This window comes from Deinococcus aquatilis DSM 23025 (genome assembly GCF_000378445.1).
Lineage (GTDB): Bacteria > Deinococcota > Deinococci > Deinococcales > Deinococcaceae > Deinococcus > Deinococcus aquatilis.
Genome location: NZ_KB899749.1, coordinates 1 through 12,668, shown reverse-complemented (window position 1 = coordinate 12,668; position 12,668 = coordinate 1). Strand labels below are relative to the sequence as shown.

Here is a 12,668-nt window from a genome sequence, read left to right as displayed (position 1 = left end):
GGGCGCAACTGGAAGAAGGCCTGACGCACTCTCAGAAACTTGGATTGGCTGGTCTCAGCGGTGATCTGTGCGGGTCGCGATCCGGTCTCCCAACCACTGCACGGCCTGAACGAGCACCAGCAGAGCGAGTACGGTGGCGATCATCACGCCCGTTTCGAAGCGCTGGTAGCCGTACCGGATGGCAACGTCGCCCAGCCCGCCCCCACCGATGGCCCCGGCCATGGCGCTGTAACCGATCAGGCTGACCAACATGACCGTGAAGCCGTGGACGAGCGCGGGGCGGGCCTCTGGCAGCAGCACCTTGAACACTGTCTGAGCCGTGCTGGCCCCCATGGCGCGGGCAGCTTCCACCACCCCACCGGGCACGTCGCGCAGCGCTCCATCGACCAGACGCGCCACGAACGGAATGGCGGCCATGGTCAGGGGCACGGTGGCCGCAGTGGAGCCGATGCTCGTACCGGTGATCAGGCGCGTGAGGGGAATCAGCAGGACCAACAAGATGATGAAGGGCAGACTGCGGCCAACGTTGACCACGGCGTCCAGCCCCCGGTACACCACGGCCTGTGGCCGCAGCCCGCCGGGGCGCGTCAGGGTCAGCACTGCGCCCAGCGCGGTTCCCAATATCTGCGCGATGAGCGCCGAGGGCAGCACCATCCACAGGGTTTCCAGGGTGGCTTGCCACAGCAGCGGCCAGAGAACGTCCCAGGTCACGCGCTCACCTCCGGGATCAGGCGGGGCGTTTCTATCCCGCTCAGCCCTGTCCCACCCAGCCCAGTCCTACCCAGCTCTGCGGCGGGCACGTGGTCAGGAGCCGTCAGCCAGACGTCGACCCCCAGGGCATGCGCCTCGGCCCGGACAATTCGGGCACGTTGCCGGGCCAGCCTGTCCAGGGTCGCCGCTCCCAGATCCGGCAGGGTCAGGTGGTGCAGGGTTTCGCCAGCAAGGAGAGGGTGTTCAGGTCGGTGGGCGTCCAGCAACGCGCGGGTGACCGCAGACTGTGGCTGGCGCAGCACGGAAGCTGTCTCGCCCGCCTCCACCAGTCTTCCCTGATCCAGCACGGCCACGTGGGTGGTGGCGGCGCGAATCACCTCCAGTTGGTGGGTCACCAGAATGAGGGTGAGATCCCGCTCACGTTGCAGCTCGGTGAGCAGGGTCAGGAGGCCCGCGCTCGTCTCCGGATCAAGGGCGCTGGTGGCCTCATCAGCCAGCAGCAGGTCTGGATCGGTGACCAGGGCGCGGGCAATGCCCACCCGCTGTTTCTGTCCGCCCGACAGCTGAGCGGGGTAGCGTCCAGCCAGGGCTTCCAGGCCGACCAATTGCAGCAGTTCCCGTGCTCGCCGTTCCCGGAGGACTTTGGGGGTGCCGCGCAGTTCCAGCGGCAGGGTCACGTTATGCAGCACGCTGCGCTGGGCGAGCAGGTTAAAGTGCTGAAACACCAACCCGGTTCGCGCCTGAAGCTGCTTGAGGGTGGCCGGGGTCAGGGGTTGGCCCTGGACCTGAATGTGGCCCAGATCTGGGGTTTCCAGCCCACTGATCAGCCTCACCAACGTACTTTTGCCCGCACCGCTGCGCCCGATAATGCCGGTGCGGCTGCCCCGAGGAATGCGGAGCGTGAGGTCTTGCAGGGCGGCCTGTGGCTGTCCCGGATAGGTCTTGGTGACACGGCTGAATTCCAGCGCGGGCGGTGGCGGCGCGGTCGACATAGGGCTTGCTCCGGCGGTCGAATACGGAAGGAGTTCGCCGCAGACAGCGGCGCCCTTCCTGGGTGAAGTCCTGCGGAAGGGCGCTGGGGGCAAGCCCAGAAACGTCTGCAAGCAGGGACGCCCTTCCTTGAGCCGGACCTGCCGCCGTTGTTCATCGTTGAGGCGCACAGCACTGGAGAGCACCGACCGTAATGAAGGCAGGTTGCTGCGGCGATTCCTGGGCCAGTTCCCTCGCGCCGACTTGAACAGCAGGCGACTCCTGTCACGAGTCGTCAGGAAAGGTAGACCAGTTGACCTAATCTGTCAACTTTTATATTTTTAATAATTTACTCATATAATTTACATGCGGCAGTAAAAGGGGGGTTCTAAGGACGCTGCTCCCCAGGGTCCTTCCGCACTCCATGTGATCAGGTGAACGGTATCCCAGTGTCTGATACGGACTTGCGTTGACTCCCGAACATCCGGGAAAACGCCAAGAGGGTCGTCCATCGCCCCCAGCCCTCGTCGTGAACGGACGCCTGGAAAGAGGCCACTCCTCCCGTACTTTTGCCACTCGCTCTGCCTCGCTGCTGTGCCAGTCCGCTCGGATGATTCTCGCGCAGTCTCGCCATTTGGGATGAGCGCTTCCCGGCGTATCGCCCGCTGGGTGAGGTTTCCAATCGGGTCAAGGTGGTGGGAACAGGTAAACCTGACCCTATAAAGCCGGGTTTGTAGAGGCCAAGTGCACGCAGCAGGTCCGCCAATCGGCGCTCTGCTTTCAGGTCTTCCAGGGGTTGTCCGAGTTCTGCTTACCTGCGTTGGCCACCACCCCTTTCAACAAAGCCTCAAAGCTTTCGGCGGGTTGTGGACGGCCCGTCCAGTGACCCTACACATACTCGCATTCCTGCTGACGCATCAATTCCACCTGTTCGCCAGTTTTCACACCTTCCACCGTCACCTTCAGTTCCAACGCGTGCGCCAACTGAATCACGGCCTGCATCAGCGCCTCGTCCCGTTTGGCGGCAAGCTGGGCCGCCAATTCCAGTTGAATGCGTTCGTCAGGAGTGGGGGTATGGGTAAGGTCGCCGCGCAGTACCAACAGACCTGAAGACTGGTCTGGGTCTCTAGCGTGCCCGTACTGGCGTCTGGGCAAGGGGTGATACCAGTTCAGCAGGTACTGCCCGTGGTCTGAGGTGGACTGCACTGCAGCTGTCCCCCAGCATCAAGCACCCAGCTGTGAGTCCGCGCCGTCTCTTGGCCCCGAACGGTAAACACTTTCGTCCATTCGCCGGGCAACACGATGGCGGCGTGGTTGTCCGGCGAACGGCCGCCGCGCCAAGACCTGAGAGCGGGGCCGGTTCCGGGCAGCCAGTTCCAACACTTGAGCTTGCTCGCAGTCCAAATGTTCAGCAAACTGCTTGCGTTCCGTAATATCGCGCTGAATGGAAATCCAATAGGTGTATCAACCCGTCTCATCTGCCAGCGGAGCAATCGAGAGTTCGACCCAAAACTCGCTGCCGTCCTTGCCTTCTGGGGATCCCTCAGTTTTTATGTCTTACACCTGCCGAACATTCCTGATCAGAATGGGAAGTCAGGCCAGCCCGAATCAATAAGCCAGGCTCAGTTTTAGGCCCTTTAAGGCCGTTACGCAGATCTGGCCGGTTCGGGCGCTCTTCTCAAGAACTGAACGCTATCCAAGGCACAGAAGCCTGCACTATAAGAACCAGTTCCGAGAGAGCTCAACTGACCATTTCACTCTACTCTCTAGGAGGTTTGTGATGCATGTCCTTGGCTTGGATATCGGGAAAGACAGCATTTTTGCTCATTTGCTCTTGGTTGATGGCAGGTGCCATTCATTGGCGGCAGTGCCTAACACGGCCATTGGCTTCGAGCAACTTCTCCAATGGGCCAGGAAGCACCAAGTTGGTGGCGCGGAACTGCACGTTGTGATGGAGGCGACGGGCGTGTACTGGGAGAGTTGCGCGCAGCATCTCTACGATCAAGGATGCCAAGTGAGTGTGGAAAATCCTGCGCGCATTCGGTACTTTGCCCACTCGAAGTCGCGCCGAGGAAAAACAGATGCGATGGACGCCGAGTTGATTGCCCAATACGGCGCCACGATGTCTCCCAAGGTCTGGCAACCTCCCAGTCCAGCGCTGCATGAGTTGAAGCTGCTGGTTCGCGAGCGGTCGGCACTGCTGGTGACGCTGAACGCCGAACAGAATCGACTCCATGCCATGAATCACCGAGCCGATGCAGGCACCGTGCTCTTGGGCCTGATCCAACAACGCGTGGCGTTTCTGAAGGTGCAGGTGCAGACCTTGGAAAAAGCGATGCACGCGTTGGTAGGAGCGCATACTTCTCTGAGCGAACCTCTCCACCTGTTGATGACGATTCCCGGCTACGGCTTTCTCAGTGCCGCAAGCGTCCTTGCTGAGACGGATGGCTTCGCGCTGCTCGAGACGGGGACGCAGATTTCTGCTTACGCAGGAATTGCCCCTGCGCCTTTTGAATCCGGAAGCAGTGTTCATCGACGTGGACGCATTTCCAAGGTTGGAAATGCTCATCTCAGGCGAACCGCCTATCTCGCTGCCTTGGGCGCTCAACGTTCCAAGAGTCGGATGGGCGACTTTTACCGGCACCTGCGCGCCGAGGGCAAGCCGCCTAAAGTCGCTTTGGTTGCCTTGGGGCGCAAACTCTTGCGGACGGGCTTAGCCGTGGTGAAGTCAGGCCAGCCCTATCAAGAAGCCTACCGACGACCTCAGCTCCCTCGTCCTTCTGGCCCTTGACCACTTGGCCGAATGACGCTATCTGCGTACCTGAAGAAGCGCCCCGAGAATTGACACGAGGAGAGGCAGGTCCAAACGCAAGCACTACACCAAGGAATTCAAGTTCAAGGCCGTACGGCTCACGAACGAGCCAAATCAACGCTTTGTGCAGGTCGCCAAGAACTTGGGGGCAGCGCGTCGGCCCTGCACCGTTGGGCTTGCGAACTGGGCCGCCAAGGTCAGCAGCCTTTCCCGATTATGGAAAAGCAGGGCTGACAACGGAGCAATCGGAAATCAAACGGCTCCAGCACAAATTGGATTTTGCCCACCAGGAACGGGAGATCCTGAGGGGAGCCGTGGCCCTCTTCACCAAGGAAAATTGATGCGGTTGCAGTTTATTGAAGCGCACCGACAGGAGTTCCGCTTGGAGGTGAAGGACCCGCGAAACGCCATGATGCCGTGCTCACGGCTGAAATTGAGCAGATTCATGCCAGCAGCGAAGGGCGGTATGACGTGCCCAGAATCCATGCGGAACTTGAAGAGCAGGACTTCCCCTGCGCTCGTCGACGGATTACCCGAGGCTTCCCACGACTCGGTTCAGCACACAAATTTGCCAGAACCCCTGGAACAGACAGCAAGAAACCGTGACAATGTCAGTCATGAGGGAAGGATGTCTTCAGCCCCATTCAGGAAAGGCCCAAGATGGAGCGAGGCTGGATGCCTCATACTGCTCCGTGTATGACGTTGCCCTCCAGTGACAGCGCCGAACCTCCCAGTTCGTCTCACAACTCAGCCTCTCAGCGGTTCCCCTTTCGGGCCGGTGAGCGCTCTTGACCCTCCTGCTTCCCCTGCTGGTGATCCTGATCATGGTGATGGTCAATGCCCTGTACGTGGCTGCCGAATTTGCCACGGTCGGCTCACGCCGGTCCCGGGTGCAGGAGAGTGCTGAAGCAGGCAACCGCTCAGCGGCCACCCTGTTGGGGATTTTGCAGGATCCCAAGCGGCTCGACACCTACGTGGCGGCCTGCCAGATCGGCATCACCCTCAGCAGCCTGGTGGCCGGCGCGTATGGACAGTCCCAGCTCACGCCCCTGTTGACCCCGGTCCTAGGGGCCATCGGCGGGGCCGTGGCCGCCACCATCCTGGTGCTGATCTTCATCACTGCTTTCCAGGTCGTGCTGGGTGAGCTGCTGCCCAAAACGGTGGCGCTGCGTTACCCGGAACGGCTGGCCATGGCGACCCTCGTGCCCATGCAGTTCAGTCTGATGCTGTTTCGGCCCCTGATTTTCATCTTCAACGGCACCGCGTTCGCCCTGATGCGGGCGTGGAAGCTGAACGTGGATCACAGCCATTCGCACGTGCATTCTCCCGAAGAATTGCAGGACTTATACAGCGAAAGTGCGGCTGGCGGCCTGATCGACGTTGCCGAACGGGACATGGTGGCCGGAGTCCTGAACATTGAAGACCGGGTGGTGCGCGAGATCATGACCCCACGCACCCGCCTGATCACCGTACCGAGTGGAGTCAGTGTGCAAGACGCCCTGGTGCGGCTGGCCGGAAGCGCGTACTCCCGCTTTCCCGTCACCGGAGAGCAGGACGAAGACGTGGTGGGCGTGGTTCATCTGCGCCGCCTGTTCCTGACGGCAGAGCGCACTCCAGACCGCGCGGTGGCCGAGATCATGACCGAGCCGCTGATCGTGCCGGACGCCATGCCTGTGCCTGACCTGTGGCGACGGTTGCGGGAAGCAGGTCGGCACAGCGCCGTGGTGGTGGACGAATACGGCAATGTGGCTGGACTGGTGACCCTTGAAGACGCCCTGGAAGAAATTTTTGGGGAAGTGCAGGATGAATTCGATCAGGAAGACGAACCCATCAGCGTGCTGGGCCGCCGCGCAACCGTGCGCGGAGACGTGTTGGTGGACGTTCTGAACAGCCGCTTTGACCTTGATCTTCCCACCGATGAGGTGGATACCGTGAGTGGCTTGATGTGGCAGGAGCTGGGCCGTCTGCCGCAGGCAGGGGATGAGGTGAGGGTGGGCAAGGGCGACCTGATTGTCCGGGTCGAGGCCATGGACCGCCGCGCCGTACGCCGGGTCAGTTTTGGCCTGCCAGGAGAGGAAGGCTGATGCTCGAAGTCTTGACGCCCATCGCCGTGATCTTCACGTTGGTCATCCTGAACGGTCTATTCGTGGCCGCCGAATTCTCACTGATCGCGTCTCGGCGTAGCCGCCTCCACACGTTGGCCGGGAGCGGCAACGGGGCAGCCCGCTGGTTGCTGGGCGTCTTTGACCGGCCCGCAGGCAAGGACCGGTACATCGCCATTGCTCAGCTTGGCATTACGTTGGCAAGTATTGGTCTGGGCATGTACGGTGAGCCGCAGATCGCGAAGTGGCTGTACGGCCCGTTTGAGGACTGGGGGCTATCGTATGCCGCCGCACACACCGCCGGATTCGTGGTGGCGCTGAGCCTGATCACCTTCATGCATGTGGTCTTTGGCGAGATGATTCCCAAGGCGCTGGCATTACAAACTCCCGAAGCGGTGAGCCTTCAGGTCAACCCCCTGATGCGGGTGTTCGGCCTGATCTTCCGGCCTCTGGTGTCCGTACTGAATGCAGTGGCCCTGGGATTGATGCGTCTGCTGGGGATCAAAGACCCCGGCAAAGACAGCCTGCTGTACACCAGCAAAGAGCTCTCGATCCTGACTGATGAAACGGCCCTGAGTGGGCAGATCGGAGACGTGCAGCGCGACCTGATTCAGAACATTTTTGCCCTGGAAGAACATACGGCTGAAGACCTGATGACCACGCGCCCGCGCCTGGAAGCGCTGAACGTGCAGGCCAGTGTGGAAGAGGTCACGGCCCGCATCGCCGCCTCACCCCGCAGCCGATACCCGGTGTTTGAGGACAACCTCGATCAGATGATCGGCGTGCTGCATGTCAAGGATTTCATTCGGGCGCGGGCATTCGGGCGTTCGGCTCACCTGGGCCGTCTGGTGCGCCCCCTGCCGCATGTGGCCGCGACCGCCACCGCCGAAGACCTGCTGGCCCAGTTCAAGCGCGAACGCATCCACGCGGCGCTTGTGGTCGATGAATTCGGCGGCACCCTGGGCTTCGTGACCATGGATGACCTGATCGAAGACGTGATGGAAGAGGAAGACACCGAAGTCTCCAACTGGGTGCAGGCCAACACCGATGGCTCGTGGACGCTGGACGGCGAGGTGACCCTGAGCGAACTGAACGAACACGACCTGACACTGCACAGCGACGACGTGAACACGGTGGCTGGTCTGCTTCTGGCCGCTTACGGCACCGTCCCTGCCGCTGGCACCACGGTGCATGTACAGGGTCACGACCTGACCGCTGAAGAGGTGAAGGGCCTCAAAATTACGCGGGTGAGGGTCAGGAAGATCGAGCCACTGGTCTGATGGCAGGGTGATGTTCAGGTGCAGAGGACCGTGTGAAGGGAGGCTGCGGTTGAACCAATCACCCCTCCAATTCAGAGAGATGTTTCCAGAGTTCAAACGCTTCTTGTCCTGATGTCGATCCATTTGGCAGGTGTTTAGGCTGTGGATTGATCGCGTCGACGACCATTCCCTGAGTACACCCCTTTCAACATTCGGAGGCCCGGCTGATACCCTACCCACTTTTCGCGTGCGCAGCCGGGCCGGGGTGCTGGGCCTCAAAGTGGAAGAGAAGCTGCACGCCGCTCAATGTCTGATCCCAGATGGCGAGACTGCGCGAGAATCATCCGGGTGCACTGGCACAGCGGCCAAGCAGAGCGAGTGGCAAGAAGTCCGGGAGGAGTGGCGTCCTTCTGGGTATCGAGGGCTGGGGCGGTGGACAACCCTCTCGGCGCTTTTCCGGATGGTCGGGAATCAAAGCAGGTTCGTATGAGCTGCACCATCAAGCGCTTGGCAAGAAGGTGGCGAACCGAACTTGGCCCTCCAGTCAGGCCTGCGACGTTGTTCGTTTCCAGCAGGATGAACCGTCCGTCCTGATCTTCAAGAAAATCCAGTCCCAGGAGGTCTGCACCCAAATGCAGCGTGGCGGCACGCGTGTACTCCTCCAACTCAGCTGGTGGTTCAATCAACCGGGCTTCATGGGTCTGCCGATTGGCTTTTCAGAACCTGCTACGCCGTTCCATCGCCCAGATGTCTTCGCCGCCCGCAAGGCAACGCAGGTCACGCACATAATCCACGAACGGCTCAGAGGTCATGTAGGCCTTCGCCGTCCAGCTGACATCTCGGATGTCGACCCAGCTCTCCCGGTCTGAAACCAGTGCCGTACCCACGTGGTCATTCCCCACTTCTAGGACGCTGGGAAGGCCGCTCGGGCATGGCCGAGGAGGTCAGATCCCAGAATAATTTCTTGGTCGGGGAGCGGGAGGCCGATGGCCTGCATCTCCGCTCGCGTGGACAGATGGTCGAAGCGACGTTGCAGCGTGGTGGCCGGGTTCACACAGGGGGTTGGTGTCAGACAGATCAGATCCAGCACCACCCGGTATCGGAGATTGGGGCGGATGGCACCGACGCGGGTGCAGCCTTGCTCAGCGAGAGCTGGTGCGGAGCCACCATGACGGAGCGGGTTTGCAGACGATCATGCAGAGTCCAGGCCCACCTCACGACGTTCCGTGAGCACAGGTCCATGACTGTCGTCAGGGAGAGCCAGCCGCCGATCCACGGCAAAGAGGTGATGTTCCCCATCCATTCCTGGTTCGGACTGAACACCACGGTCCCAGATGTTCTCGGCCACCACAGGCGAATTCCTCGGCTGCGCCCAGATGCAGAATTGCCGTCTATAGCGAACCCGAGAGTGTGCTGATCAGATCAGTCGCCACCGGATGGGGCAACTGACCTGCAGTCCGTCCTCTTCGGCGTGGATAGCTCCAGTGTAGGACGATCGATCCATAGGTTAGGCCTCCCCGAGACTGTCTTTGATCTTTCCAGATTCCTGCGCACGCTAAATTACCGTGGTGACGCACAGTTGCCGCCAGTAGAGCCGTCAGCCTAAATATGGGGTTTAAGAGTCAGCAAGCCCGGTGCGCTACTGCTCTGAGTGGAAGAAAAGCGTTGTTCCGTGACGGCAGTCTTTTTCGGCAACTGGAGAAAGGAGATTTTCATGGGCATGCAGGAAGACTTACGGGCACTGATTGAGCGCTATGAGCACCACCCATCTCAATTCCATCTTCCTTTTCTTGATGGCGTGGTCTGGCCTGAAGCCCTTGAGATCGACTCGACTGTCCCTCAGCCATCTCTCCTCCGGGGCAGGCCCGGGGAAGAAGGGGACTGGCCCTTCCTGTTCTGGCAAGAACTTTGGGGACGCCTGCAGGAATGTCAGGCCGCAGCCACTTGGAGTGCTGGACAGAGTGCGCAGGAGGTGGTGTTGGGCTGGATCTCCGTCATGATCCAGGAGGGGCAGCGGCTTGCAGGGGCCTGGGCCGAGCAGAGCGCCCTGGAACGGCAGACCTGGGGGGTCCCCGACCTTGATGCATACCCTGCTCTACAGGCCCAGTTGGGAACGTGGCTGCAGAGGCTCTCGAACGCTGCAGAGCAGGTGAGGCAAGGGGATTTCCAGGTGCGGGAAGCCAGACTTAGGGTGTGGCGCAGCCATATGGCGATGAAACGTTTGGCTCGTCGCTCCCAGCCTTCCCAGCAACTGGTTGACTGGTCGGCGCAGGTGGAGAAGGTACTGCAAAAAGTCATGTGAAGTCCCGCCGAGAGGAGGAGAGCTTGGAAAACGCCCCGGCATGTCCACCACAGGGTAGATGGTCGTCGTGAACAGCCACACCCCAGCAGGGTGGCATTCTCTTTTGCTGGCAGGCGAGATGGTTGTGTTGTCCGAATTGGACCTGGAGTGAACCCAAAGTGCCAGGTCTCCATCATTTTTCATCCCAATTTGATCCTCTGCTTCCCGCTGCGGAGCACCGCTGTAGCACAGTACAGGGCATTCCCAGGAGCGACCTAAAGTCTCCGGAGTGGCGTCACTGATGTCAGGTTTTCTGAACACAACACCCTTGTTATGCGGAGAGCAACTTCAGTCTTTAGGGTGAACGCTTGCTGCAGTTGGATAAGTCGCTCAAAAAACGGCGAGATCGTCGTCTGACACAAAGCGGAAGCCACTGAGATAGGGGCGAACTCCTTGGCCCATAGGGACAGGAACAGGCGCGAATGTCACCCCGACAATACCCGCGCCTTCACACGCCTGCTTGGTCTTTTCCGCACAGAAGAGGCCGTGTAGCTGTTCCATGCGGAAGAGTCCGGGGAGTTGATCTTCAGGCACATTCAAGCTCAGCCGTTCCACTGCCTCAAGATCAAGGTCACCCGGGTCTTCTGCTTGGGCCGCTGTATAAACGAGATATTTCCGGGCAGCACGGGGTTGACTTGGGTCTCGTTTGGCGAGCAGGGTACGCTCCAGATCGACAGCATCCGTCCACGTGGTGAGGTGAACGTTGAAGAACTTCTCGCTGAACACAGAAGCATCGGTCATGTCCTGAAGCTCGGAAAGTTCCTGAGTCTTAAGCTCAGCAGAATAGATCCGGGTGGGATGAAGTTCGTAAGGGAATGCCCCCACCGACAGGCAGGCCAGCAACATCTTCATGGACATCATCGGCAATGTCGGGTTGGTGTGTGGGAAGTCAGTCCCGACCAAGCGGGGCAGATTCCCAACAAAGGTCATCACCTTGGGTGCATATCGCTCATAGGGAAAACCAGGAAGAGCGTAGTTAATGCCTCCAGAGTTTTCAAACTGGATCAGTTCAGCGTCGAAGTCGTTAAAACGGTCAACGTGATCGAGATTGTGTGTCACGCGGTAAATCATGAGATCGCCGTAAGCAGATCTGCTGCTGACAGCAACCGAAATCCCCCTTCGACTGCTCTCGCGCCGTGACTGAGGGGTGTAGGAATTGGGGTGAACCGCATACCGACAATTCTAGCCCGCTCACAAGCCAGCTTCGTCTTCTCCGCACACAGTAAATTTCCCAAACCTCTGATGCGAAACACACCTGGTAAGTCATCTTCACTGACATTGAGTTGGAGATGCTCGATCTCCTCCGGGTTCAAAGAGGTGCTTTCCAGATCACCCGCCCCCTGAGCCACGGGTTTTCCAGAACTTGAATCGGTCTGAACGATGATCGTCTGGTCATAATCGAGTGCATCTGTCCAACTGGCAACCTGAACAATCACGAAATTGTCAGTGTGCGGCTCCAGGTGTTCCGTCTGGTCGCGCACCTCATCGTCGTAAAAACGCTCCTCCACCTGTTCCTTCACACTGAGGTCGTAGATCCTGGTAGAAAACAGTTGATAACCTCGGGTGCTAGGGGATCAAAGGCCGCCAAAGAACAAGGCCAAATTGTGAGCGGCAATTTTTCGGCAGACATGAGCGCGAATAGATCGGAAGGAATTGAGCTGCGGCAGCATCAACTGAAATGAACGATCCAGTCGAGAAAAAACCGCCTCAATGGTCTTTCTGACCCATCGCATGGCGCCCCACCAGGGGCGCGGTTGCTTCATGTTGCTCTTGGGTTGCGCGTAGACGCCACAGCCTTGATAGCCCCGATCACCGAGCACCAAGGCACCTTCGCCTGCGTTCAGGAGGGCACGCGCGAGGGGTGGATCGCTCTCATTTCCAGCAGCCAGAGCAAAGCGAACGATCATGCCATGATCGTCAATGATGGCATGCAGCTTGAACCCATAGAATCGACCTTTGACACCGTAACCCCCATGCCCACCGCGTCCACTGCCTGCCTCACTCATGGCTCGGGGTCGCGCGTAGCGCGTCCCCTTGCAGTGGACAAGCGGTTTGCTGTCAATGACGTACACGGTGTCGTCGTCGAAGTGGGGCAGTCTCAGCGCAAGGTCGGCGTAAATAGTTTCCAAATTCAACTGGATGCGCAGGTATCGACTGCGATCCGGTAAGCATGGAAACAGCGCCCGATACGTCGAACGCACTTGAGCCAACCATTTCTGCCCGGACACCTCACCGAGCAATTCCCCGACCAGTGCGATGGTCATCAGTTCGCTGTAACTCCCCTTCTGATTCGGTTCGTGGGGGAGCACAAATAAGCCGCTGCACGCAGCGGCTTGCACATAATCATCCACGTAGACGTAAATGAGGGTGAACAGGTCTTCAACGGTATTCTGGGCAAGCGGAAGTTCTTTGGTAGCCATACCGGAGCTTCCGCTTTCTCAGCTCCCCTGAGCTACCCCCTAGCACCCGAGGTT

The 12,668-nt window shown here is 59.7% G+C and carries 10 protein-coding genes and 1 pseudogene; 5 read left to right on the top strand and 6 right to left on the bottom strand.

Annotated elements, in window-relative coordinates; all coding sequences use genetic code 11:
* Window positions 1-54: 54 nt before the first annotated feature.
* The 3 genes from F561_RS0120865 to F561_RS0120855 all read right to left on the bottom strand — a co-directional run bounded on the left by F561_RS0120865 (window position 55) and on the right by F561_RS0120855 (window position 2,886).
* Window positions 55-711, bottom strand: a complete 657-nt coding sequence (locus tag F561_RS0120865; RefSeq protein ID WP_019011912.1) for a methionine ABC transporter permease — start codon at window positions 709-711, stop codon at window positions 55-57.
* Window positions 708-1,703: a methionine ABC transporter ATP-binding protein gene (locus F561_RS26285; RefSeq protein ID WP_019011911.1), complete on the bottom strand. Its 996-nt coding sequence runs from the start codon at window positions 1,701-1,703 to the stop codon at window positions 708-710. The genes F561_RS0120865 and F561_RS26285 overlap by 4 nt, the downstream gene beginning before the upstream one ends.
* A gap of 865 nt (window positions 1,704-2,568) precedes the next feature.
* Entirely contained in the window at window positions 2,569-2,886 is a 318-nt protein-coding gene (locus F561_RS0120855; RefSeq protein WP_157452072.1) for an EAL domain-containing protein, read from the bottom strand.
* A gap of 574 nt (window positions 2,887-3,460) precedes the next feature.
* On the opposite strand from F561_RS0120855, the gene F561_RS0120845 reads away from it, so the two are divergent.
* The 5 genes and pseudogenes from F561_RS0120845 (at window position 3,461) to F561_RS0120820 (ending at window position 10,155) form a co-directional block, all read left to right on the top strand.
* Window positions 3,461-4,471 carry an IS110 family RNA-guided transposase gene (locus F561_RS0120845; protein WP_026299119.1) on the top strand — a complete coding sequence of 337 codons (1,011 nt, stop codon included), beginning with the start codon at window positions 3,461-3,463 and terminating at the stop codon, window positions 4,469-4,471.
* A gap of 49 nt (window positions 4,472-4,520) precedes the next feature.
* A pseudogene (locus F561_RS30605) lies at window positions 4,521-5,029 on the top strand (transposase); the annotation flags it as partial.
* 251 nt (window positions 5,030-5,280) lie between these two features.
* Window positions 5,281-6,576: a hemolysin family protein gene (locus tag F561_RS0120840; RefSeq protein ID WP_019011907.1), complete on the top strand. Its 1,296-nt coding sequence runs from the start codon at window positions 5,281-5,283 to the stop codon at window positions 6,574-6,576.
* Entirely contained in the window at window positions 6,576-7,874 is a 1,299-nt protein-coding gene (locus F561_RS0120835; protein ID WP_019011906.1) for a hemolysin family protein, read from the top strand. Before F561_RS0120840 ends, F561_RS0120835 begins: the two co-directional genes overlap by 1 nt.
* Window positions 7,875-9,504: 1,630 nt before the next feature.
* On the top strand, window positions 9,505-10,155 hold the full coding sequence (locus F561_RS0120820; RefSeq protein ID WP_157452070.1) for a hypothetical protein: 651 nt from the start codon (window positions 9,505-9,507) through the stop codon (window positions 10,153-10,155).
* A 369-nt stretch (window positions 10,156-10,524) separates the two neighbouring features.
* Here the strand turns inward: F561_RS0120820 and F561_RS0120815 are convergent, their stop codons facing one another.
* The 3 genes from F561_RS0120815 to F561_RS0120805 are packed head-to-tail and all read right to left on the bottom strand — an operon-like array spanning window position 10,525 to window position 12,614.
* On the bottom strand, window positions 10,525-11,265 hold the full coding sequence (locus F561_RS0120815; protein WP_019011902.1) for a hypothetical protein: 741 nt from the start codon (window positions 11,263-11,265) through the stop codon (window positions 10,525-10,527).
* Entirely contained in the window at window positions 11,262-11,714 is a 453-nt protein-coding gene (locus F561_RS0120810; protein ID WP_026299118.1) for a hypothetical protein, read from the bottom strand. The genes F561_RS0120815 and F561_RS0120810 overlap by 4 nt, the downstream gene beginning before the upstream one ends.
* 54 nt (window positions 11,715-11,768) lie before the next feature.
* The gene (locus F561_RS0120805; RefSeq protein ID WP_019010328.1) at window positions 11,769-12,614 is read right to left on the bottom strand and encodes a transposase; all 846 of its coding nucleotides are present in this window, start codon (window positions 12,612-12,614) and stop codon (window positions 11,769-11,771) included.
* Window positions 12,615-12,668: the final 54 nt, after the last annotated feature.